20 protein-coding genes are annotated in these 23,882 nt (G+C 64.1%); 11 read left to right on the top strand and 9 right to left on the bottom strand.

Annotated elements, in window-relative coordinates:
• Positions 1-83 precede the first annotated feature (83 nt).
• On the top strand, positions 84-1,202 hold the full coding sequence (locus LRX76_RS05360) for a DNA cytosine methyltransferase (RefSeq protein WP_231802860.1): 1,119 nt from the start codon (positions 84-86) through the stop codon (positions 1,200-1,202).
• 124 nt (positions 1,203-1,326) lie between these two features.
• Complete coding sequence (locus LRX76_RS05355; RefSeq protein ID WP_231802859.1) at positions 1,327-2,613, top strand: restriction endonuclease; 1,287 nt, start codon at positions 1,327-1,329, stop codon at positions 2,611-2,613.
• A gap of 117 nt (positions 2,614-2,730) precedes the next feature.
• Here the strand turns inward: LRX76_RS05355 and LRX76_RS05350 are convergent, their stop codons facing one another.
• The 3 genes from LRX76_RS05350 to LRX76_RS05340 all read right to left on the bottom strand — a co-directional run bounded on the left by LRX76_RS05350 (position 2,731) and on the right by LRX76_RS05340 (position 4,845).
• Positions 2,731-3,369 carry a hypothetical protein gene (locus LRX76_RS05350; protein ID WP_231802858.1) on the bottom strand — a complete coding sequence of 213 codons (639 nt, stop codon included), beginning with the start codon at positions 3,367-3,369 and terminating at the stop codon, positions 2,731-2,733.
• 615 nt (positions 3,370-3,984) lie between these two features.
• Positions 3,985-4,269, bottom strand: coding sequence for a helix-turn-helix transcriptional regulator (locus LRX76_RS05345; RefSeq protein WP_231802857.1), 285 nt, complete (start codon positions 4,267-4,269; stop codon positions 3,985-3,987).
• A 240-nt stretch (positions 4,270-4,509) separates the two neighbouring features.
• Entirely contained in the window at positions 4,510-4,845 is a 336-nt protein-coding gene (locus LRX76_RS05340) for a helix-turn-helix transcriptional regulator (protein WP_231802856.1), read from the bottom strand.
• A 264-nt stretch (positions 4,846-5,109) separates the two neighbouring features.
• Here LRX76_RS05340 and LRX76_RS05335 point away from each other — a divergent pair, with 264 nt between their 5' ends.
• The gene (locus LRX76_RS05335; protein ID WP_231802855.1) at positions 5,110-7,521 is read left to right on the top strand and encodes a TonB-dependent receptor; all 2,412 of its coding nucleotides are present in this window, start codon (positions 5,110-5,112) and stop codon (positions 7,519-7,521) included.
• 53 nt (positions 7,522-7,574) lie between these two features.
• Positions 7,575-9,656 (top strand): Atxe2 family lasso peptide isopeptidase, encoded by a 2,082-nt coding sequence (locus tag LRX76_RS05330; RefSeq protein ID WP_231802854.1) that lies wholly within the window; start codon positions 7,575-7,577, stop codon positions 9,654-9,656.
• On the opposite strand, the gene LRX76_RS05325 is transcribed toward LRX76_RS05330, so the two are convergent.
• From LRX76_RS05325 to LRX76_RS05310, 4 genes are all read right to left on the bottom strand, one after another.
• Positions 9,653-11,404, bottom strand: coding sequence for an asparagine synthase C-terminal domain-containing protein (locus LRX76_RS05325; RefSeq protein ID WP_231802853.1), 1,752 nt, complete (start codon positions 11,402-11,404; stop codon positions 9,653-9,655). The two genes, LRX76_RS05330 and LRX76_RS05325, sit on opposite strands and share 4 nt — an antisense overlap.
• Positions 11,404-12,132 (bottom strand): lasso peptide biosynthesis B2 protein, encoded by a 729-nt coding sequence (locus tag LRX76_RS05320; RefSeq protein WP_231802852.1) that lies wholly within the window; start codon positions 12,130-12,132, stop codon positions 11,404-11,406. The genes LRX76_RS05325 and LRX76_RS05320 overlap by 1 nt, the downstream gene beginning before the upstream one ends.
• Positions 12,129-12,269, bottom strand: a complete 141-nt coding sequence (locus tag LRX76_RS05315) for a benenodin family lasso peptide (protein ID WP_231802851.1) — start codon at positions 12,267-12,269, stop codon at positions 12,129-12,131. Before LRX76_RS05315 ends, LRX76_RS05320 begins: the two co-directional genes overlap by 4 nt.
• Before the next feature lie 224 nt (positions 12,270-12,493).
• Positions 12,494-13,123, bottom strand: a complete 630-nt coding sequence (locus LRX76_RS05310) for a GntR family transcriptional regulator (protein WP_231802850.1) — start codon at positions 13,121-13,123, stop codon at positions 12,494-12,496.
• A 362-nt stretch (positions 13,124-13,485) separates the two neighbouring features.
• On the opposite strand from LRX76_RS05310, the gene LRX76_RS05305 reads away from it, so the two are divergent.
• A complete protein-coding gene (locus tag LRX76_RS05305) occupies positions 13,486-13,938 on the top strand; it encodes a hypothetical protein (protein ID WP_231802849.1) in 453 nt (150 codons plus the stop codon).
• The gene (locus LRX76_RS05300) at positions 13,928-14,371 is read left to right on the top strand and encodes a Spy/CpxP family protein refolding chaperone (protein ID WP_231802848.1); all 444 of its coding nucleotides are present in this window, start codon (positions 13,928-13,930) and stop codon (positions 14,369-14,371) included. The genes LRX76_RS05305 and LRX76_RS05300 overlap by 11 nt, the downstream gene beginning before the upstream one ends.
• A 150-nt stretch (positions 14,372-14,521) precedes the next feature.
• On the opposite strand, the gene LRX76_RS05295 is transcribed toward LRX76_RS05300, so the two are convergent.
• Both LRX76_RS05295 and LRX76_RS05290 read right to left on the bottom strand, forming a co-directional pair.
• Complete coding sequence (locus tag LRX76_RS05295) at positions 14,522-15,412, bottom strand: alpha/beta hydrolase (RefSeq protein ID WP_231802847.1); 891 nt, start codon at positions 15,410-15,412, stop codon at positions 14,522-14,524.
• 411 nt (positions 15,413-15,823) lie between these two features.
• A complete protein-coding gene (locus LRX76_RS05290; RefSeq protein WP_231802846.1) occupies positions 15,824-17,503 on the bottom strand; it encodes a hypothetical protein in 1,680 nt (559 codons plus the stop codon).
• A 382-nt stretch (positions 17,504-17,885) separates the two neighbouring features.
• On the opposite strand from LRX76_RS05290, the gene LRX76_RS05285 reads away from it, so the two are divergent.
• From LRX76_RS05285 to LRX76_RS05265, 5 genes are all read left to right on the top strand, one after another.
• Complete coding sequence (locus tag LRX76_RS05285) at positions 17,886-18,710, top strand: alpha/beta hydrolase (RefSeq protein ID WP_231802844.1); 825 nt, start codon at positions 17,886-17,888, stop codon at positions 18,708-18,710.
• A gap of 260 nt (positions 18,711-18,970) precedes the next feature.
• Positions 18,971-19,555: an RNA polymerase sigma factor gene (locus LRX76_RS05280; RefSeq protein WP_231802842.1), complete on the top strand. Its 585-nt coding sequence runs from the start codon at positions 18,971-18,973 to the stop codon at positions 19,553-19,555.
• Complete coding sequence (locus LRX76_RS05275; RefSeq protein WP_231802840.1) at positions 19,552-20,622, top strand: FecR domain-containing protein; 1,071 nt, start codon at positions 19,552-19,554, stop codon at positions 20,620-20,622. The genes LRX76_RS05280 and LRX76_RS05275 overlap by 4 nt, the downstream gene beginning before the upstream one ends.
• 131 nt (positions 20,623-20,753) lie before the next feature.
• On the top strand, positions 20,754-21,083 hold the full coding sequence (locus tag LRX76_RS05270) for an STN domain-containing protein (protein WP_231802838.1): 330 nt from the start codon (positions 20,754-20,756) through the stop codon (positions 21,081-21,083).
• 123 nt (positions 21,084-21,206) lie between these two features.
• Positions 21,207-23,819: a TonB-dependent receptor gene (locus LRX76_RS05265; RefSeq protein WP_231802836.1), complete on the top strand. Its 2,613-nt coding sequence runs from the start codon at positions 21,207-21,209 to the stop codon at positions 23,817-23,819.
• Positions 23,820-23,882: the final 63 nt, after the last annotated feature.

Here is a 23,882-nt window from a genome sequence, read left to right as displayed (position 1 = left end):
GTTGCTTAGTCGAACATGCTACCCTCGACTAGCTTAGGCGCAAGCGATCGACAGACGAGCAGAGAGCCTTTAGAATTCGGATGATGAATCGACCGACCGTGATCGATCTCTTCTCTGGCGTGGGCGGCCTCAGTCTGGGGGCCGCTCGTGCGGGTTTCCGCGTGGCCGGAAGCGTGGAGTTGGATCCTATTGCCTCTGCTTCACACGCATTCAACTTCCCAAGCTCGACTCATCTCCGAGAAGATGTAGGTGCTTTGACTGGTGCCCGCCTGCTGGAAACCTGCGGCGTTGCGCCTGAGCAGCTTGCGGGGCTGATCGGAGGTCCGCCCTGTCAGGGATTCAGTCTCATAGGAAAGCGCGACAAGGACGATCCCCGAAACTTGTTGTTCGGTCAGTTCTTCCGGCTCGTGGCGGAAACGCGTCCTGCTTTTTTCGTTGCCGAGAATGTCTTGGGAATCCTGCGTGAGGGAAACTCTCCGGTCATCGAGGCAGCGCTCTCCAGGTTGCCCCCGGTATACCGCGTGCTGGCTCCCATCAGAGTCAGAGCAAGCGACTACGGTGCACCGACCACGCGTACGCGTGTGTTCTTCGTTGGTTTCGATCCATCCCGCGTTGCTGCACTCTCCGTCGACTCGTTCATGCCGAATCCGGAGACTGAGCAAGTCAAGGTGAAGCAAGCTTTGTGTGGTTTGCCGGATGTGGACGCAAACTGGCAGCAGGAAAAACAGAGTTGGCGGACCGTCAAGGAACTTGGAGGTGGCGACTTCGCCGAACGAGTCGAGGGGCATGTCCCGGAAGGTGTCGGCAATCCCGAGGCTCTCCATCTGGCTCGTAAGCGAAAGGTCTCCGGCTTCTTAGGTACTCGTCACAGCGGCGAAACTGTGGCGCGATTCGACGCCTTGGCACCAGGAGAAGTAGACCTTGTCTATCGTTCTCCGCGTTTGGATCCCGAGGGATTCTGCCCTACTTTGCGTGCTGGCACTAATTCCGACAAAGGTAGCTTTCAGGCGGTGCGTCCTATCCATCCTAAGAAACCTCGAGTGATTTCGCCGCGCGAAGCGGCGAGACTTCAAGGTTTCCCGGATTGGTTCGTATTCCACCCCACCAAATGGCATGCATTCCGACAAATAGGCAACAGTGTCAGTCCGATCGTGGCAGAAAAACTGCTGTTGTCGATCCGCTCAGCCATAAGCCTGCCATGACGAATTCGGGATAGACTCGCGGTTAGCATTGCCGTCCTTGCCTTCTATTGTACAGATCCTTGTGCACGATCCTGCCTGAGAACAAGTGCCGGCTTTGAATAGATCTTCATGTGTGTAGGAGAACATGCCGGTGAAGCGGTTTCGGATGGGAGAGTTATATCGATACGCCAGACCTCCTTTGCCGGAGCTGCCCGAGGTTGATGGCATCTCCAATTTTCACCATGTGGTGGCCGCCCAGGGTTTCCCACGACTGCAGTTGGAACGTGGTATCAATGCGCCGAGTTCAACGCTAGCCGTAGATGGAGAACGACTTTCGGTAGTACTTCTGTCCAGCAACGAGAACAAGCGTGGTTCGGTGGAGAACCCGTGGCACGACACGTTGGCGCCGGACGACGGCTTTGCGCGCTATTTCGGTGACAATAAGACACCCGAAGTCGACCCATCGACGGCGATAGGGAACCGGACCCTGCTTCGTCAGTTCGAGCTTCATACCTCGCCCGACCGAATTAAGCGCGAGCGTGCCGCACCGATTCTCCTGTTCCGATCTTCAAAGAAGGGGTTCAAGGAGTTTTCCGGATTGGCGCTGATCATCGGCGCGCGACGGGTAACGCAGTTCTCCGAAAAGAATGGGGGCTTCTTCACCAACTATCTATTCGACTTGGCCGTGCTGTCCCTTACCCAAGAGGACGAGAGTCTGGCGATGCAATGGATTCATGATCGGCGCGATCCTACGCGTCCATCCGACGTTGCCAATGCCACGGCACCGAAAGCTTGGCGGCAGTGGGTGAAGTTCGGTAGCCCGGAGATCGAGCGCGTCAAACGTCGCGTCGCTCGTTATCACATCTTGCCGAAGCGTGATCAGATCGCCCCGCAGACTTCTGAAACCGGAAGAACATTGGAAGCGATCTATCGATTCTATGAGCCTAAGCGCTATCGTTTCGAGGCATTGGCAAGTCTTGCCTGCGAATCCATGGTGCGCGGTACCGGTGCCGAGTATCACCGTGGATGGCTGACTCGCGGTACTGGGGATGGCGGCCTTGATTTCGTGGGCCGCATCGATATCGGTGATGGTCTCTGCGGAACGAAGTTGGTCGTACTGGGTCAGGCCAAGTGCGAGAAGATCGATGCCCCTACTGGAGGCGTTCATATCGCTAGAACCGTGGCTCGGCTCCGTCGTGGCTGGGTTGGTGCTTACGTGACTACCTCGTTCTTCTCGGAGGCCGTCCAGCGAGAGGTCTACGACGATCAGTACCCGGTGTTGCTGCTCAATGGTGTGGGCCTGGCGAACGAGGTGACGAAATTGCGGCTCGCCGGTGGATTTGCGAGTACTGAACAGTTCCTCGGGCACGTCGACGCGGATTACGAGACGCAGGTCAGCAGTAGACGGCCCGAAGAAGTTTTGTGGGACTGACAGCCAACCAGCTTAGCCGACTCCGGTATCCGTCCGGCCCTTTATAGGAAAGGGCGTCGATACGTGTAATGCTCTGCATGGCGATGCCCCCCGCGACGCACGGGCTTAAATGAATTGTTAGACCGCCGTCCCGTTAGCCGGCGTCTCTAGTTTTTTCAAGTTCTCGAGGTGCTGAATGTATGTCCTGAGCCCGCGTCCAGCGTTTCCATTAAGGCCCTCTCCCTGGGTCATAAGCACTTCATGATCGACTAAGTCAGTTGGATCACTTGTGCCATTCTTCCAGTTTGAGAAGTCGATCACTACTAGCGCTGATGTTATCTCAATGTTCTCCGGCCAAGCAGGCCTGTCTTTATTCATAAAATAATGAAAATTAAGCAGAGAGGGATCGCTTAGAGCTAGGTAGTACTTGTGACGCCAGAATTCCTCGATCTCTTCTGCAATCGTTATGTATGTTGGATGAGTAATTAGAGCCTGAATTTTTTTTGCCCGCAGAATATGGCGTGCTGCAGTTAACCAGTTGAGGCGATCCGCCTTTGGAGGAATTCTCTTGCCATCGGCCGTCAAAGCATTGAACGACCATTCCAGAGACGATTTGAACTGAGACACATACTCTTTGTCACGCTCTCGGGCCCGATCGTCGTTGATCTTGCCGAGATTGGCTCGATAAGTAAGAAACGCAATAAAGATTGAAACAAGTGTCAGACCACTGATCCCGATCTTGATCCATTCGATGCATTTTTCTGGGCAGGTGATCATTGCTTGTTCACAGTCTAACAACTATTCAAAAATATATAGCTCCGGCAAGTAGTTCGGGGACTCGGCCTCCAGCTCTGACCCTGTCCCCGCCAATGCTTTCCCCGGTCACGGTGCTTAATTCCCGTACCTAAGCATGCTCCTTTTTCTACGGACTTAGCCGGATGCCACCGTATCACCGGGGGTTGGCCGCACTCAATGGGCTTGCCCTTCATGGGCTCTTTGATCGGTTTCGATGAGCCTTTTTCTAGAGCGGTTATGGAGTCCAATGAACGTGAGCATTGAATCGGCGTTACCAGCAGCATCCCTCGTTGGGCTGTCGACCCTGAGGGAGGGGAAATCAAGTTGGAAGACACATTGTCGAGGGGCCAGCGGCCGGGGTGCTCCGTTCCCCGGCCCGCGCGTTTGGCTACCCGGGGGAGACGGGGATCGCGCGTTGCTGGCGGGATTGAGGATGCTGTTTTCCGTCGGTAACCGACTATCGGTGTCCGCCGCGAAGCCATGTCGGAATTGTCCTACCTCAACAAACTAGAGAAGGCTTGCTTCTTGGTAGTTAAGCCAATATGTCACTGTCCTGGTCGGCAGGTACCCTGACTTGGCTACACTGGCGGCTTCCTATCAGCGCTTGCCCTTGTTTCGCCCTTTGAAGTTGGCAATCAGCTGCGCTAGTTCGTCGTCTTCAGCGTAGAAGTAGGCCACCGGTAGCTGGAGGACCGCTGCAAGGCGTTGCAGTGTCTGCAGATCGGGTTGGTGTACACCCGTTTCGTAGCGATTGACGCGCGTGCTGGCGACGAACTCGTCCAGGCCTGCCTTGATGCCTAAGGCACGTTGCGAGATGTCGCGGGCTTCTCGCGCCTCGCGCAGCCGACGGCTATAGACGGGAAGCGATTTCCTGTCAGCCACGTCGGCATGTGTTCTGAACTTCCATGCGTGGAAGCATCCAGATACACGTGCGGCCGCGATACTACGTTAAACGTAGTTAGTTAGCGGCAAAGCGATGCATGTTCGGGTCGAGCGTATTACCTGGCGCGGGAAGACAGAAAGATGGGCCGGATGACTCGCTGGTCAGGCTTGAACTAGGGCAATAAGTGTTAGGCAAGCACGAACGGGCAGTCTGTAGCCACCCATAGCTCTTGGAAGTTCTTATTTCCGCTTTCTCCTCATCATCATCTTCTGCTTCTTGATCTCGATGAGCCTTTGTACCGGCTTGTCGCTACGCTCAGAGTTCGCGATCTGTCGCGCCTCTTCGTCGTCCACTGTATAGAAGTAGGCCAGTGGCAGTTCCAACGCCTGCGCGAACAGTCGCTGCATCCCCAGCTTGGGCTGGTGAACGCCGTTCTCGTAGCGGCTGATGCTGGGTGCTACGGAAGACACATCAAGTCCTATCGCGATCGCCAATTCGGCCTGGGAATAGCCATAACTCTCCCGCGCCTCGCGTAGGCGGCGTCCGTAGATGTTGCCAGGCCGTTTCTCGGTCATGCGTGCTTGTCTGGCTTCGACGCGCACAACGTGCCGGACAAGCACTTGACACCGATACTACGTAAAACGTAGTTTTAACGTAGCTACGTTTATCGTAGCTATGGATCTTTTGCCTGGCAATTTGGCGCATGGGGCAAGCGCGCTGGCATAGGCAAGAGGAGACGAAGCCACGACGCTGAGGCGATGGCTTGGCTGCGGGTGTGCGAGCTAGACCTGCGGTCGGGCAGCGGTTGGAAGGCGTCAATAAGGGGAAGAACACGCAGCATGAAGACAAGCACTTTGCGCAATGCCTTTTCCGTCGCCTTGTTCGCGACAGCCACCGGAGCGACCGGATTGGCCCCGGCCCAAGAGGTCGCAACGGGCGCGACCATCTTGAACGAGCCAGCGGAGGATGGCTCCGGCTCGAAAGACCATCCTGCATCCTCCACGACTACATCAAGGTCCGTGCCGCAAGCGGCATTGGCGGCAGTCGATCTGGAGGCTGTAACGATCACCGGCACGCGCATCCGCGGCGGCACGACGCCCTCGCCGGTGATCACCATCGGCAGCGAGCGCATCCGGGAGGAGGGCTTCACCGATCTGGGCGAGGTGATCCGCAGCCTGCCGCAGAACTTCTCCGGCGGCCAGAACCCGGGTATCGCGGCTGGCGCTACGGGAGGAGGGCAGGGCAATCAGAACATTACCGGAGGCTCGGGCCTGAACCTGCGTGGCCTCGGCCAGGATGCGTCCCTGACGTTGCTCAACGGCCGGCGGATGTCCTACGGCGGCTTCGTCCAGATGGTGGACATCAGTGCCATTCCTGTCGAGGCCGTGGATCGCATCGAGATCGTCGCCGACGGCGCGTCCGCCATCTATGGTTCCGATGCGGTGGGTGGCGTGGGCAATGTGATCCTGCGCCGTGACTTCGATGGCGTGGAGATCGGGGCACGCTACGGCACCGCTACCGATGGCGGGTTGACCACGCGCGAGTACACGGTGACGGGTGGCACCACTTGGTCGACTGGTGGGCTGATCGCGACGTGGAAGAAGAGCGAGAACGAACCGATCCGTGCGGATCAGCGCAGTTACGCCAAGGACATGTATGCGCCTTCGACGCTTCACCAGGCGGGTGACCTGAGAAGTGGATTGCTCAGCGTGCACCAGTCGCTGGGGGAGGTTGGCGAGTTCAGGTTGGACACGTTCAGGACGGAACGCGGGATCACTACGGACCTGGCCTACGCGAGCAACTACGAGCACAACGCGCCGGAGACGACGACCTCGCTGGTAGCGCCCGGCGTAGATGTCTTCCTGCCCAACGACTGGACTTTGTCGATCGGCGGAACCTGGGGCAAGGAAAGCACCGGTGTCGACTATACGGTGGTAACCGCGGCGACCGGTGTATCGACGCTTTCCCGCACCGCCTATCGCAATCGCAGCCGGGCGTACGAGATCGGTGCCGAGGGGCCGTTGTTCCCGTTGACCGGTGGCGATGCACGGCTCGCGGTCGGCGCCGGCTACAGGAACAATGCCTTCCAGAACCGCAACCTGATCAGCGGTTATACGCAGGTCGATGGGGATATCGGCAGCCGCTTTGCGTATGCCGAACTCAGCCTGCCATTTATCGGTCCGGAGCAGGCCGTTCCCGGTGTACATCGCCTGGCACTGACCGGTGCGGTCCGGGGCGAGGACTACGACAGCTTCGGCGGGGTCACCACGCCAAAGCTGGGCCTGGTCTATAGCCCCAGCGCCGATTTCACGGCAAAGGCCTCCTGGGGCAAGTCGTTCAAGGTGCCCACGCTGTCGCAGCAGTACCTGGCGCGTGACGCCATCCTCTTCCCCGCCGCGATGCTGGGCGGAACGGGCTACGCGCCCGATGCGACGGTGCTCTTCATCGGTGGCGGGAGTACCGGCCTGCAGCCCGAACGCGCGCGAACCTGGAGCGCCTCGCTCGCATTCCATCCCGAGGCGTTTGCCGGCCTGGAAGCGGAGGTGGGTTGGTTCGACATCGACTACACCGACCGCGTGGTGCAGCCTCTCGTCCCGGCACAGGCATTGAGCAATCCGGCGTTCGCCGAATTCATCATCGATGCGCCATCCGCTGCTGAGCAGGCCGATCTGCTCCAGACCTTCAGGTTCATCAATGCCACCGGGGTTGCCTACGATCCCGGCAAGGTGGTCGCAATCGCGAGCAACCTGTACGTGAACACATCCAGGCAGCGGGCCAGGGGGGTGGATGTGTCGGGGAGCTATCGTTTCGATCTGGCCCAAGGCCAGCTGACGATCCGCGGCGCGACCAGCTGGTTGGACAGCACGCGGCAGGTTTCGTCGGCCCAGCCGGCCTACGATCTCACCGGTACGTTGTTCTATCCAGCGAAGACCAGCAGCAGGATCGGCGCGATCTGGCACTGGGGCGGCTTCACCGCATCGCTGTTCGGCAACTACAAGGGCGGGGTGACCAACACTGCGGACGGCAGGAAGGGGGCTTCGTTCACCACGTTCGATACCACCGTGCGCTACGCCACCGGAGAGCGTGTGGATGCATGGGCCGGTCTGACGCTGGAACTGTCGGCGCAGAACGTGTTCGATCGGGCGCCGCCCTTGTACGCGGTCACTTCGCGGACGTATGCGCCCTACGACTCGACCAACTACACGGCGATCGGCCGCTATCTCGGTTTCGCTGTCTCGAAGCATTGGTGAATCCATTTCATGGACAGGGCCGTGCATTGCTGTATCGACACAGGAGTGAGGTCATGAGGTTCGTTTGGGTGAAGGCCATCCTCAGGCATGTCCTGGGAGTGTCGCTGGGCACTCTGGCCGCCGTCCCGTTGGTGTTCGCGGTCTCGCCACGACAGCTTGTGGAGATCGCGGACTTCAGTAGCCCCGTGGTATCGCCTGATGGCGAGCATGTTGCATTCCGGGTGCTGCGGGCATCGATCGAGCGCAATACCTACGATGCCGCCTGGTACATCCAGCGGATGGACGGAACGTCGCCGCCGCGCCGCGTTGCCGACGGAGGTATCCCCCTGCGGGACTCGGCTGGCAACACCGAGCCGGCCATTCCGGTCTGGTCGCCAGATGGGCGCTGGATCTACTATCGCGCCTGCTTGGGCGACCGGATCGACGTCTGGCGCGCATCGGCCGACGGCACTGCCGCCGAACGCGTAACCGGGGGCGGGGCGGACGTGAGGGACTTTTCGCTCAGTTCCGACGGCAACGTGCTGAAGTACAGCGTGGGGCCGACCCGCGAAGCGGTGGCCGCGGTGGAGCAGGCCGAGTACGACCGCGGCATCCGTATCGACCAGGCCACGCCCCTGGGACAGAACCTGTTCCGATCCGGCTATACCGGGGGGCGTCCTGCTACCCAGCGTCTGGGGCTCATGTTCAACCGCACTGCTCTCACGGCCGCTTCGCCTGATCGTTGGCAGGCGGTGGACCTGGCTGACGGTACCGTGCGGGATATCGATCCATCCGAAAGGCCGCCGGTGGCATTGGCAGTCTCGGACCTTGCGGGACACGTGGACAACGCCTGGAAGCTGGAACCTGAGCGCGAGCACGGGCGTGTCGCGCTGTTGACGCGCACGGATGCAACGACGGATCGGCCACGTGTCGTCCTGGGGGTGCTGCCGGACAGGAAGGCGCATGGATGGGTTGAGTGCTCGGCCGAGCCATGCACTGGCAAGGAGATCAGCGGGATCCAGTGGCGGCCCGGAAGCGACGATGTGGTCTTCACTGTCACCCCGTACGATGCGGGATTCGCACAATCCATCTACCGCTGGAATGTCGTCACTGGTGCTGTTTACCCGGTCGCCTCTTCCAGCGGCATGTTCGGTGGCGAAGGACGCTGGGGGCCGGGTACCTGTGGCGTATCGCATGCGGCGCTGGCATGCGTGACTGCCGACGCGAGTCGTCCCCCGCGGCTGGAAAGGGTCGATCTGCAGACGGGGGCGCGCCAAGTCTTGTTCGATCCCAATGCAAGCCTGACCCACGATCTTTCCGGGATCCCGACGCAACTGCTTCGTTGGACGGATGCGAAGGGGAGGTATTTCTCGGGGCAGCTCTACCCGGCACGCCCGACCGGCGACACACCGCCGGCCCTGTTCGTGACCTACTACCGGTGCATGGGCTTTACGCGGGGAGGATCAGGTGATGAGTGGCCGCTGGCCACTCTGGCAGAGCAGGGGATTTCTACTCTATGCATCAACGCTCCTTCGTTCCCTGCCGATGCCGGCGAGCGCTACGATCTCGGCCTTTCAGCGGTTGAAAGCGTGATCGAGCGGCTCGCCTCGGAAGGGCGTATCGACAAGGCCAGGATAGGCATGGGTGGCATCAGCTTCGGCAGTGAAGTGACGATGTGGACGCTGATCCATTCCGACGTACTCGCGGCCGCATCAATGGCATCACCTACTACCTCGCCGCTGTATCACCTGCTGGGCAGCAATATCGGCGACCCCTTCTTGTCACTGATGCGGGGGAACTGGCAACTGGGTACGCTGGACGAAACGCCATCGCAGTGGCAACGGATTTCACCGACCTTGAACCTGGGGATGATCGGTGCCCCCATCCTGCTGCAGCTCCCGGAGCAGGAATACATGCATGGACTCGACTACGCCATTCCGCTCATGCGGAGCAGCAAGGCGGACGTCTATGTCTTTCCCCATGAACCTCACAACAAGTTCCAGCCGCGACACAAGCTTGCCGTGTATGAGCGCAACCTGGACTGGTTCCGGTTCTGGTTGCTGGGCCTGGAGGATCCGAACCCAGGAAAGGCGCCCCAATACGCCATTTGGCGCGTGATGCGAGAAGCCATGCACGGTACGCGCAAAGTCCGCTAGGGCTGATGGCGTACCCAGTTCTCGACCATGCAGAGATCGAACATCCTGAGGAAGGTTTGATCTCGTGGCGCCAGCGGCGTCGCCAGGAAGGCGGCAATGGCGCGCCTGTCCAGGAGGCCTTGGGACTGGAGTCGGCCGGAGAGCAGAAAGTCCGAGATTTCATGCTTGCTTCTTTCGTACACAGCGCCCAGGTAGCTCATGTACGTGGCCTTGCTTTGGCGGTTCACGATTTCGGAAGGCAGGGTGTCGGAGAACGCATCTCTTGCAAGCGCACGATTCCTGCCCCCGGAAATCCACATCCAACTGGGTGCCTGGAGGCAGGCTTCCATTACAGGTTGGGATAGCAACGGAAAACGCAGGGGACGCTTGGAGCCCCGTGCGGCTTGGTCTTGGAAGAGCTGGTTCCCCGCCAGGTCGAAGATTCGCTCCCTGTCTCCCGGCAGCGCGTCGTCAGGAGCAGCGAACCATGGATGTGGCTCCGGGCTGGTGCTGGCCGTCCCTGGTGCGATGAACGTGGCATCCTCGCGATAAGGCGACGTCGGTGGCCGCCTCAGCTTGGATAGCGTCAGGCGGCCAGCCTTCCAGAGTGTGCATTGGTGCAGGCTGGACAAGTCCTTGGCCGCGGTGATCGCGTCTCCCAGCCCTCGTGCTCTGAACGCATCGGCAGCGGGTGCAGCAGTTCGTAGATAGCAGAACACGGAATCTCCCCCGCCTCCCGAGTAGTAAGCAGTGGCCCCATGTCGTTCGGCAAGATCCTCCATCGTCCGGTCGATGGCGTACTGCAGCGGTCCCATGCCAGGGGCGACGGAAGAGGCAGATATGTCGAAATCGAGGCGTGCCCGGTCGAGATCCAATTGCTCGGTGTGAAGTCCGGTGCCGAGTTGGCTGGCCATCAGTCCCGCGTAATGCCGCTCGTCCACGCCCGGAACAGGGGTTGCCAGGTTGCAGCAGGTGACGCGTGCATGGCAGTCGCTCAGGCCGGCGGCAACGATGGACGAGTCCAGCCCGCCGGAAAGCTCCAGCAAGATCGCCCTGTCCGTGGCCGCCCATGCGTGAATGGAACTTGCGACGGCATGACGAATCCGAGCTGCTGCCTCGCGCGGGTCGCATTGACGACGTTCGGGAATGACGAAGTGCCAAGGAGACCACGCTTGGTCGATAGAGAGGGGAGTGGTGCCATGCAGGCTCAACGAGCATCCGGGCAGAAGTTCGGCGACTTCGGCCAATGCGGTGCGCTGCATTTTGATATGTGGATGCTTCAGGCGGCGGATCATGAAATCCCAGTCGATCCGCTTCCGATAGAGGTTGGCTTGGACTGCCAGGGAGATGTCGGATGTCAGGAATCCAGATCCATTCCTGATCGAGTAGATGCATGGGAGAGCGCCGGCAGCGGCTGGAGAACGGGTTATCGTGAGCTCGCCGGAACCCTCCATGTCGGGCTGGATCAGAAGATAGGAACCCCAGCATTTCTCGATGATGTGTTGCCGGGTTGCAGCCTGGCTGGTGAGCGCTGGCAGTCCTGCTTCCTCATCCAGGGAAATTCCGTCGCGGGTGAAGAGGCTGCCGAGGAGAATGCTGCCGTCAGGTAGAGATAGCGTCGAAACGTCCTCCCCGCAGAACAATACCATCGTGTCCGATGCATAACGGACATATGTGCTCATGGTGCCGAGTATGTCAGCCAGCGGAGAAGCGGGTGCCACGATCTCTGCCATGCCGTGGCCCAGAATTGCGATGTAGTCGCCGCACATCAGATCACCCGGATTGGCGTATGAGCGAGTACATGTCCCACGGTGTCGTTGAGCACCGTGGTTTCGTATTGCGCCCAACAGTGCGCCGAGAATGGGGTTGCAGTAACGCCAAAGACGAGCTTCGCTGCAAGCTCGCGCTTGGCCAGGAACTTGACCAGCGCGATTGAGTCGAGCAGGCAGCACGTGTCGATCGGGACGTACGGGCGTGTGCTGCGGAAGGCAGCGGTAGCATCCAGCGTGCGTGACTTGTCTTGATGAGAGATCAAGGCTTGAGGCACTCGTTTCTCACGATAGGAGGCGAGTCGGGCGAGGACATGCTTCAGCCTGCGGGTTTTCAGCAACAGCTGTGTCGAGCAGACAATCGCGAAAGTGTCCAGGACTTCGCTGATGCTCGTGCGATGGGTGGATACCTGTTCTTCCATTGCGCTGCGTGTTGGACTTCCTGGCAGCGATACAGGGATTCGGCCTGCGTCGGTCGCCGCGCCGATCAGGATCCGATGTTCGATCAGTCTCTGGATTGCACGGTGCGAGCCGTCATCGCCTTCCAGATAATTGACGAAACACGACTCCAGATCGGTCGATAACCGAAAGTAGCGATCGTTCTGGATGTCGAGGAAGATCAGGTTTCCATCGACTTTGCAGTACGACAGGTCGTCATGCAGTTTGAGAGGCATCATCTTCTTCATACCTGCCAAGAGGTGCGCCTTTCGGCGCACCTGGTTGGTCATGCATCGGAAATGCCGTCGAGGGGAACGGCGCCGAAGTTCTCGGTGATGCCCATCTGTCCTTTCGTCTCGACGCTGGCGACGCCAAGCACGATCAGGTCTTCCGCCGTGTTGGTGCGGGTGTTCTGGTTCGTATCCATCGCTGTCTCCTTCGGTTGCGTCATGGACGTCCCATGACAGGCGCAGCGTAGGAAGCAGGACTTTTTGTTTTCAAATGATTATTCGGCTGTAATCTGTTGATTGTCTGGGACTGTGATGCTTGTCGTGCAATGCCGGATTCAGGTGCGGCGCAGCCGGAGACGCCAGCCAGGCGCCAACCGTATCGGCCGGGCGGCCGGAGCGTCGCTGGCCGAGGGGCGTGTTGCTAGTGGAGGTAGTCGCTGCCGTCGCTCAGCGCGGCCACGATGCGCGGGACGAGTTGCTTGCGGCGTTCGTGATAGTCGCGTAATGCGGATCTGAGGGCCGGGATGTCGCGGGCCTGCCAATGCCGGTCCAGTGCCGAAAGCTCTTCGCAGGCGTTCTCGATCAGCTCCTGCTTGGCCCGCCGTATCGGCGCCAGCCGGCCGTTGGCCTGCTTCACGGCACGGTGCAGGGATCGATGGGAGGTAGCGCGGGCGATCGCATCGAACAGCTTCCAGGTCAGCTTCACCACATCGTCGTCGGTGGGGGCCAACTCCGGTTGTGTGGTTTTCCGGGCCGTCGATGCGAAGCCGATGTCGCATGCCATCAGCAGCAGGCGCTGCATCCAGTCGTAGAGGTCGCGCATGGCGACTTCGGTGAGCAGTGGGACGTGCAACCCGTTGCGGGCATGATCGGCGACCAGGCCTTCGCCGACCAGGCGATACAGGGCGAAGCGGACGGGCGTGGTGCTGGTGTCGAATTCCGTGGCGAGCGTGGCTGGGTCTATCCGTTGCCCTGGGACGTAGCGACCCGATTGCAGGGCGCGCCTGACCTGCCTGTACAGCAATTCATTCTTGGAGTGGGTGGCACTCATAGCGGAACTCCATGTCTGCGTATGGCGGCCTCCCTGGCCCGGATGTTACAGGGATCGGACATGGGCAAGGAGGTGGGGCTTTCTCTTCGGCGGGCTCGCCGCGCCAGTGCATCCGCAGCGGTGTTGACGCCGGGAAAAGGGGGACGGGGAGATACATGGTTCGAACGGCTGGTTTATCCAGATCCCCTGTTTCGAGTTCCTTGCTTGGAGTCGGCTTGGCGAAGCATGGGGACAGACTCGTGGGCAGGTGCCCTTCCGCCACCGGTGCGTGCGAATCCGTCCGGTTCTTAACAAGGTGTCATTCTTGTAGGGTGACCTTGCGCGGCCTAAGATAAAAAAGATTTTCCCCCGATAAATCGAACATGGATTTGGCTGCCTGGCGTAGACGCTGTATTCGTTGTCTTCCTTTCCTTGTCGTCCCGGCGCTCCTGGTTTCCTCGATCGTTCACGCGGAAGACGAGCCGTCGAGCGTGCAGGATCGCGCGGCGTACATGGAAGACATCGCGCGGATGCGCAAGGAGCAACTGGACGGCCTGCGGAAGGTGGTCGGGATTCGCGACGATCAGGCCGGGCTTTGGCGGCAGGTCGAGCAGCGGTTGGCGGGGCTGCATATCCGTGGCGCGCAGATCTACCTGGATGCCAAGGCGCACGAGCCGACCCGCGAGCTGGATCAGCTCGAGTTGCTCAATACCTCCAGCGCGGCGGAAGCCAGCGACCAGCGTCTGTGGGTCGACACGCTGCGTTGGCTGTACACGCAGGTGGATGCCTCGCAACGCGAGCGGATCGATCGCATGTTCGTGGGAGATGCCCGATGAACCTCGTCCTGGCGCGTGTGCTGCTGGGTGCGGCGCTTTCCACGGCACTGGTGGCGCTGCATGGAGTGCGCCAGAACGTCAGGAGGCGCAAGCCGACCCGATAACGGCGGCGCTGGCGGGCTGGCTGGAGCGCCGCGCGCAGTTGCAGCGCACGCTCCAGCCGCGTCCGGCACAGCTTGCGTACTGGCGCGCCTTCGAAGCGGAAACCGCCGCGCCCATGCTGCGTACGCGATCGCTCGCGACGGACGATGCCAGCCCCGATGAGTCCGATGAGCTGGACTACATGGACTACATGGCCCGCATCAACGAGGCCATGGTGCAGGACACCGCCGACTGGCTGAAATCCCTGCGGGCCCTGGATGATGCGTTGGACGACGAGCAGAAGACCAGGCTTGATGCATTCCTGGCCGAGCATGACTCGCCATTGGAGTGACCCCGTTACGGAACCGGGGTCAAAATGCACTTTCCATCACAGCAGCGTTTCGCCGTCGACAGCTCGCGGTAAGCCGATACATCCCGGTTCCTCCGCGTTCCTGCAGGAACGGAGAACGCGCGATTGCGCCCGCGCGCCCGGAAACGGGATTCATGCAGGCTGGCAGAACCGTACGATGGCATTGGCCACGGCTTGCGGGGCCTCGCGTTGCGGGAAGTGGCCGATGCCGTCGAGCACCTGCCGTTCGTAGCGGCCTTGGAAGAATGCTTCCCGGCCCAGGGACGTGTCGGGGCGGTTGCAGGTATCCGCTCCGCCATGCAGCACCAGCGTCGGCACCGCGAGCACGGGCGCCGGGTACAGGCGCGCGTCGTCGCCGGCATAGGCCGGGTCGCCCTCGGCGAAGCCCCAGCGATGCCGGTAGGAGTGCAGCACCACCTCGGCCCAGTCCTCGCCATGGAATGCCCGTGCCGCTTCGTCGAAGTCGGCGGGTGCGTACCAGCCCTCGGGCGCCCAGGTATCCCACATCATGCGGGTGAACGCCTCGCGTTCTTCCCGCACCACGCGCGCGCCGCGCGGCGTGGCCATCAACCAGTGATACCAGTAGTTGCGCGCCTGTTGCAGCGACATCGGCTGGTCCGGGGCATTGGTGCCGTAGCCCACCGACAGCAGCACCAGGTGCGAGGCCACGTCCTCGCGCAGGCCGCAGGCATTGGCGGCGGCCCGTGCGCCCCAGTCGTGGCCGATCAAGGCGGGATGCTCCAGCGCCAGCGCGTCGATGAAGTCCAGCAGGTCGCGCCCCAGTGCGGACAGTTGCCCGCTGCGCGGTGTGGCGGCGTCGCGGAACCGCGTCGGCGCGAAGCCGCGCAGCGCCGGGACCAGCACGCGGTAGCCCGCTTCGGCGAGGATGGGCGCGACGTTCTTCCAGCATTCGGGGCTGTCCGGCCAGCCGTGCAGCAGGACGGCCGTTCGGTCTGCCTGCGGATTCCATTCCAGGTAGGCGATGTCGAGCCGTTCGGTGGCGACGTGCTGGTAGGTGTTCATGGCATTTCTCCGGTGAGTCGATGAGTAGTATCGCGCCAGTCATGCGGTGGCCGGTGGGCCATGGCTGGCAGCGCGGCAGGCACCGCTCGGTCCCCCAGCCGGTTTGTGCCGGCGCTGCGTCGGAGCGGGGCGTGGCTGGCGCGGATCGGCATCGGCTGTGCTCCCCGGATCATCGCGCGAAGGCTAAGGGGTGATGATTCGCATTGATGAAGATTGGGTCGAGAGCGGCTGCGGATCATGGTGCAGATCGGGCAATTGCCGACGGAAGCCGTACCGCCGCAGGATGGACCGCTTGTTTTCCGGATTGATCCAGGTGCGGCATGCATTCCTGGCGGAGCATGATTCGCCACTGGGGTGATCTTCCTCCTCGCCTGTGCGGGAGCGGACGCGGCGGATGCCACATGGTTGCCGCTACTCTCCCCGCCGCGACGCCAGGTCATCCCATACACGCCCCTGCCGCTGCGCAGCGCTGGTCACGTTGAGCACCGCCTGTTCGCCGCGGCGATCCTGCAGCTGCTGCAGGTAGAGGCTGCGTGGCGTCAATACCTGCTTCGGGGACTGCACGATGCCAGACGGCTCCTCGGGCGGGAACTTGCCGGCCGCCACCTCGCCGATCTGTCCCATGCTCCAGTTCATCGCATGCGGCGGTGCCTGCAACACGTAATGGGCGCTGCCTGTGTTCCAGAACATCTGCTGGGCACCGGCCCAGCCATGTCCGGAGCCGCTCCTGCGTCGGTTCTGCACGCGCAGCTGCTGGTCGCGGGTGTTGTCGTACAGGGTGCCGGTGGCCCAGCGATGGTGGGGGCCGCTGTCATTGGTTGCGTCCACGGCCAGGCAATCCAGGAACACGTTGGGGCCGGGCACGCGTGCGCCGGTCACGAAGCTGTGCCGTCCCTGCTCGGCATAGCAGCGCTGGGTAAGGTTGAAGGCGGCGTTGCCTTCGTAGTCGAACACGTAGCGCCGCACGCCCTGGGTCCTGCCGTAGCGCGGGTCCAGGTAGGCCAGGTCCTCGAAGGTGTTGAAGTGCGCGCCGTTGTGGGCGGTGATGCCGTGCGAGACATAGCGCACGGTGACGTTGCGCACCCAGGAATCGCGCACGCCGCCAAAGTGGATGGCGGTGTAGGGGCCGGTGTCGGGCGTACCCAGGGCGGTGCCGGTATCGGGGTTGCCTTCGAGCCGCAGGTCCTCGACGGCTGCCTCGCCGATCCGTGCGACATCGGTGCGGTAGACGCTGCCGCCGCCGAAGCGGCGCTCGATGGCATCCACCACCGGCGCATCCAGGCTCAAGGTGTCGTGATCCACGGCGGTGACGACACGCTCGTAGTACATCACGTAGTCCTTGGCCGCCCAGCCGTAGCGTTCCGTGTCGATGCCGCCGGCACCGACCCATGCGGCGTTGGGCTCCCTCGCGATGGCGATGGTGTCGCCGACGCGGTAGCCGGCCGTCGATTGCAGGGGAACCCGCATCGCTCCCACCGGCACGATCTTCGCGCTGATCGGCGACCGTCGCGCATCCGCGGCGGCCTGCGGTACCGCAGGTTCGCGGTTGCCTACCTCGATGATCCTGCCTTGCCTGCCCGCGTACGTGGAACGGATCACGGTGCCGTGGGCGCCCCGGCCCTCGCCACGCAGCACCACGCCGCCGGCGCGGATGACCAGGCCCTCGGCGATGGTGTAGCGGCCACGCTTCAATACCACCACGCCTCGTACGCCGCGGCTGTCCGGCGGCAGTGCGGCAACGGCATCGATCGCCTGCTGGATGCGCGCATGGTCGTCGCCTTTACCGGACGGGGTGAGGACGAAGCGCACGGGCAGGTCCCCACGCGCCGGCAGCGCCACGCCGCCGCCGCGATAGCCGGCACGCGAGAAGTCCGGCACGATATGGCGAGGCTCGGCACCGTCCCGTTCGCGATAAAGGCCGTAGTGCAGCAGGCCGTCGTTTCCCAGTGCGACCAGCGGTGCATTCGCCGCGCGGTCGATCGGATGGGTGAAAGGCCCATTTCCCGTTGAGGCGGCAGTCGGACGACCTGCCGAGCTGGCGCAGGCGGCCAGCACGCACAGGACCAGCGCGGTGAGTGACTGGGAAAGCAACGGGCGCATGCAGGTCGTTTCAACCGCGAAGGATCGGGGTGCCGACCTTAGCAATCGCGGGTTGCGCTGAACAGTTGCTCCTGGGCGCCACAGACCATGACCGGCCGATCACCGTCGCGCCATGCTCCGCCCGTCCTCAGGGGAAGACCACGCTGCCGCTGAGGGATGCTGCGCCGAGCCTTCCGGGTGCAGCCGCTTTCGACCGCAGAACCCCCGCCTGGCCTTGAGGTGCCGCCGACATCCCTGCCCCGGATAGCCCCTATCCGGCAACTCGGCTCCCGGCGCTGTCCGCCACGGTCTTGACGCGGCGGGAACGTCTCGCTCACGTGCGCCCTATGCGCGCTTCTGCACCATGGGACGACTTATCCCACAGGAGTCGACCATGTCAGCCAGCCCCAATCGCGTTCGCCTGCATGTCGAGGATTCCGGCGGCTCCGGTCGTCCGGTGGTGCTGATCCACGGTTGGCCGCTGTCGGGCGAGTCGTGGAAGGCGCAGGTCGGCCCGCTCAAGGACGCCGGCTACCGCGTGATCACCTACGATCGCCGTGGCTTCGGCCGTTCGGACAAGCCGTCGGACGGCTACGACTACGACACCCTCGCGGCCGACCTGGCCGGGCTGGTCGAGGACCTTGAGCTCGAGGACGCGACGCTGGTCGGTTTCTCGATGGGCGGCGGCGAGGTCGCGCGCTACGTCGCCAACTACGGAACCTCGCGCCTGGGCGCGGTGGTGTTCGCCGCGGCGGTGCCGCCGTACATGCTCAAGAGCGACGACAACCCCGAGGGCCCGTTGACCGAGGACAAGGCCAAGGAGATGGAGGACGGCCTGAAGGCCTCGCGCGAGGAGTTCTTCGACCAGTTCACCCGCGAGTTCTTCAGCGCCAACGGCGAGTTGAAGGTGAGCGAGGCGCAGCGGCAGGAGGCCTTGGCGCTGTGCCTGCAGTCCGACCAGACCGCCGCGCTGGGCTGCATGAAGGCGTTCGGCACCACCGACTTCCGCCAGGACCTGAAGGAGGTGGACGTGCCCACGCTGGTGCTGCATGGCGATGCCGACGGCACGGTGCCGTTCGAGGGATCGGGCAAGCGCACGCACGAGGCGATCGCCGGCAGCGAGCTGGTGCTGATCGAAGGCGCGCCGCATGGCTGCAACGCCAGCCACGCCGAGGCGTTCAACCGGGCGTTGCTGGGCTTCCTCGACGGCCTGAAGTAGCCGCGGCGGCACGCTTGCGGCCGCGAGGCGCAGGGCCTCGCGGCGGTCGCGGTTCCCGGTGGTCCAGGCGTGCTCCCTGCGCCTGCCGCCGATGGTGCGGGCAAGGCTCAACCCCATGAAGACGGGCGACCGGCGAACTTCCGCCACTCCGGCGCTTCATTCGTGAAAACAAGCGGTTGCAGGCGGGTTTCCGCTTTACATGGAGGCAGCGTCGCGGTTCCATGGGGGCGACCGCCGCCTGTCAGCCGCCGCCCGCGATCATGTCGTCCGACCGCCACGAATGGTTCCTCAACCAGGTGTTCTGCCATCGGCAGATGCTGCAGCAGTACCTGCGCAAGTACCTGAACTCCGCCGAGGACATCGAGGACGTCATCCAGGACACGTACCTGCGCATCTACGGCATCCAGGACTACGCCGCGGTCGAGTCGCCCAAGGCGCTGCTGATCACCATCGCCCACAACCTGGCGGTCGAGCTGGGCCGCCGCCGGGTCAGCCGCGCCACCGATGCGGTGGCGGATTTCGATGCGTTGGGCGTCTCTTCCGATGGCCCCCAGCTCGAAGAGCAGCTGGATGCGCGCCGTCGGTTCGAGGCGTTCTGTTCGGCGGTGGACAGCTTGCCGCCGATCTGCCGGCGCGTGTTCGTGTTGAGGAAGGTCTACAAGTTGTCGCAGGCGGAGATCGGTGCGGTGCTGGGCATCTCGCAGAGCACCATCGAGAAGCATGTCGCCAAGGGCCTGGTGCGGTGCCGGGACCACCTGCGCGACCATGGCCTGTCGGGCGATGTCGCATCGATGGGCGAGGGCCGCCCGGCGCGCCGGCGCAGGGACGAAGGAGACGGCCGATGAGCGACGTGCTGAAGTTCCGCAGCCTGGCCGAGCTGGAAGAGGAAGCCGCGGCCTGGGTGTGGCGGCTGGACGACGAGGACGTGGCCCCCGAGGTGCGGGTCGAATTCGAGCAATGGCTGCGGCGCGATCCGCGCCATCGCCGCGCGTTCGAGGAACTGGGCGGCGTGTGGCAGTCGCTGGACGAACTGGCCGAGGCCAAGCGCGAGGAAAAGGTCGCCACCTTCGTGGCCGAGGAACGTCGCCTGTACGCCAGGGCCGCGCCGAAGCCGATGCGCAGCAGGCTGCGCAAGCTGGTGCCGTGGGCGATGGCCGCCTCGGTGGCGGTGGTGGCCGGCAGCCTGTCCTGGTACCAGCACGGCAGCGAGTCGCAGACGCTGGCCACGGCGGTGGGGCAGCAGCGCAGCGTCGCGCTGGCCGATGGCTCGGTGGTCCAGCTCAATACCAACACCATCCTGGAGACGCATTTCAGCCGTGGCAGGCGCGTCATCCAGCTGGAGAAGGGCGAAGCCTTGTTCAAGGTGGCACACGACGGCGAACGCCCGTTCTTCGTGCAGGCCGGCGATACCGTGGTGCGCGCGGTCGGCACCGAGTTCAACGTGCGCCTGCGCGACAGCCGCGACGTGGAAGTCATCGTCACCGAGGGCAGGGTGGAGGTCACATCGCAGGCGGGCTCGCCGGCCAAGACCGCCGCCGGGCCCGGGTCCGGCGCCGTTGCGCCGAGCGAGCTGGGCGCCGGGCAGCGCTTCGAGGCGGCCGCCGCTTCGCCGGTGGCCACGATCGCCCCGGCGAGCGTCTCCAATGCGCTGGCTTGGCGCGAGGGCGCCATCGTCTTCGAGGGCGAGCCGCTGGTGCGGGCCATCGCCGAACTGAACCGCTACACGGATACGCGGCTGGTCGTGGCCGACGCCAGCATCCAGGACCTGCGCGTGGGCGGGCGCTTCCGCACCGGCGACGTGGACGGCTTCCTGGAGGCGCTGACCAACGCGTTCCCGATCACCGTGCATCGCACGTCCGATCACCTGGTCTACCTGCAGGCGCGGGCCTCCACGTCATCGACACGCCAGTGACCCGCCTGTCGTGGCGCGGGCGGGCACGCACGGGCCGGCACCGGCGCGGCGGCGCAATGGCGGAAAACGCCCCGGCTCCCGTCTACCAGTGACCGGCGCCTTGGCGCCGCCTCCCTGGATGAGCTGGCCGGATGGAAACCGCCGTTGCACTCTCGCGCGTATTCTCGCGGCTGGCGCTGCCCCTGTTGCTGGCGGCGTGCGCGCCCACCGCCGCGGCCGACGTGCGGTTCGACATTCCCGCGCAGGCGGCGGGGCCGGCATTGAACGCGTTCGCCCGGCAGGCGGACATCACGCTGATCTTCTCCTACGACCTGGTCGCCGACGACCGCACGCACGCGCTGAGGGGACGCTACACGGTGGATCGCGGGTTGACGCTGCTGCTCGCTGGAACCCGGCTCGGCTACCGGCGGGCGCGCGACGGGACCTACCTGATCTGTCCGCGCGCGAGCTGCATGCCGTAGCCGCAGTCTGGCCCGGAGCAAGCTGCGGGTGGGAGTGGCGGAAACGCACGCATGGCCCGTCTCCATGACTGAACCGGTGCGATGCCGGGAACCCGAATCCAGCTCCGCGGAGACAACGCCACCATGCAAGGCCATCCCGTGATGAAGAACGTCCGGCACGACATCCTCCGCAATGCCCTGGCCGTCGCCCTCGGTGTCGCTGCCGCGATGCCCGGCGCGCAGGCGCAGGAGGCCGGCGCCGCAAGGCGCTTCGACGTTCCGGCCCAGCCCGCCGCCGCGGCCCTGAACGCCTTCGCCGAGCAGGCCGACATCACCCTGGTGTTCTCGCAGGACCGGGTGGCCGGCATCGTCACGCATCCGTTGCAGGGCAGCTACGGCACGCTCGACGGCTTGCAGGCGATGCTGGCCGGCAGCGGGCTGGCGGTTCGCCAGGTCAACGGCAGCACGATCTCGGTCGGCGATGGCGCGGCGGCGGGCGAGGCCGGTCCCGGCGCGGCGGCGAACGCCGGCGACAGCAGCACGCTCGATACCATCACCGTGACCGGCACCCGCATCCGCGGCGGCTCGACGCCATCGCCGGTGGTCGCGCTCGGCGCCGAGCGGATCCGCGAGGAGGGATTCGCCGATCTGGGCGAAGTCGTGCGCAGCATTCCGCAGAACTTCTCCGGCGGACAGAATCCGGGCGTGCTCAGCGGCAACCTGGCCGGTGCCGGCAACGCCAACCAGAACATCACCGGCGGGTCGGGGCTGAACCTGCGGGGGTTGGGAGCCGATGCCAGCCTGACCCTGCTCAACGGGCGCCGCATGGCCTACGGTGGCTTCACCCAGTCGGTGGACATCAGTGCGATCCCGGTGGAGGCGGTGGAGCGCATCGAGATCGTCGCCGACGGCGCCTCGGCGATCTACGGCTCCGATGCGGTGGGCGGCGTCGGCAACGTGATCCTCAAGCGCGAGTACGACGGCGTGACCGTCGGCACCCGCTTCGGGCGAGCCACCCAGGGCGGGCTGGCCAGCCGCGAGTACGCCGTCACCGCCGGCACCACCTGGCGCAGCGGCGGCCTGATCGCCACCTACCAGGACGTCTCGGTCGATCCCATCTACAGCCGCCAGCGCCGCTACGCCGAGCAACTTGTCGATCCCTCGACGCTGTATCCGGGCAGCGACCTGCGCAGCGGCCTGATCAGCGCGCACCAGTCGCTGGGCGAGGTTGCCGAGCTGCGCCTGGACGCCCTGCGCAGCGAGCGCGACCAGCTGCACCTGTACAACATCGGCGGCCGCAACAGCCGGGTCACGCCGCAGACCACGACCACGCTGGTCTCGCCCAGCCTGGAGGCCTGGCTGCCGCACGGCTGGACGCTGTCGCTCGGCGCGACGTCCGGCCGGAGCGAGCACGACCAGTACCGGCTGGAGACGGTGACGGCCACCGGCGCGGCGGCCGTCACCGACGTGTGCTACTGCAACGACAGCCGTAGCTACGAGCTGGGTGCCGAGGGGCCGCTGCTGGCGCTGCCTGCGGGCGATGCGCGGCTGGCGGCCGGCGTGGGCTACCGCAAGAACGAGTTCCGCAACGTCGACCACGTCACCGGCGCCGAGACGATCGACGGCAGCGAGAGCGCCCGGTTCGCGTATGCGGAGTTCAACCTGCCGCTGGTCGGTCCCGCGCAGCAGGTCCGTGGCGTGCAGCGCCTGGAGCTCACCGCCGCGATGCGCGGCGAGGACTACAGCAGCTTCGGCGGCGTGACCACGCCCAAGTTCGGCGTGGTCTATGGCCCGAACGCCGACGTCACCCTGAAGGCCTCCTGGGGCAAGTCGTTCAAGGCGCCCACGCTGTTCGAGCGCAACTACGCGGCCAATGCGTGGCTGTTCGGCCCGGCCAGCTTCGGCGGCAGCGGCTATCCGGCCGATGCGACCGTGCTGGTGCTCGACGGCGGCAACGGCAACCTGGAGCCGGAGCGGGCGGACACCCGCTCGCTGTCGCTGGCCTACCACCCCGAGGCCGTGCGCGGCCTGGAGGCCGAGCTGAGCTGGTTCCACATCGACTACCGCGACCGGGTGATCCAGCCGATCGCCAATTCCAGCCAGGCGCTGAACAACGCGATCTACGCGCCCTTCGTCGATCTCGCGCCGACGACGCAGGCGCAGGCGGACGTCATCGCCGCGGCGGGCACGTTCCACAACTTCGCCGGCGCGCCCTACGACCCGGCCAAGGTGGCGGCGATCATCTACACGCAGTACGCCAACGTGGCGCGGCAGGACGTCCAGGGCGTGGACCTGTCCGGGTCGTACCGGATCGAGGTGGCGGGCGGCTCGCTGACCCTGCGCGGCGCGGCGAACTGGCTGGACAGCACGCAGCGGACCCTCCCGGGCCAGCCGGACCATGCCCTGGCGGGCACGCTGTTCAACCCGCCCAGGGTGAGCGGCCGCGCCGGCGCCGTGTGGAGGCAGGGCGGGTTCACCGGCTCGCTGTTCGGCAACTACCGCGGCGGGGTGAGCAACCGGGTCGACGGCGTCGAGTCGGCCTCGTTCACCACCTTCGACGCGGCGCTGCGCTATGCCACCGGTACGCGCGGCGATGCCTGGTCCGGGCTGGAGTTCGGCCTGTCCATCGACAACGCGCTGGATCGCGACCCGCCGTCGTACGCGGTCACCTCGCCGCTGTACGTGGCGCCCTACGACTCGACCAACTATTCGGCGATCGGCCGCTTCGTCAGCCTTTCCGTGTCCAAGCACTGGTGATGCCCGCCGCGCGCACGGCGTCGTCCGTGTTCCCTGACCGTCGCAGAGAGGTGTGCCTGTCCC

This window comes from Stenotrophomonas sp. MMGLT7, assembly GCF_021168555.1.
Taxonomy (GTDB): Bacteria; Pseudomonadota; Gammaproteobacteria; order Xanthomonadales; family Xanthomonadaceae; genus MMGLT7.
Note: the sequence above shows the minus strand (reverse complement) of the source record. Positions and strands in the feature narration are given on the sequence as shown.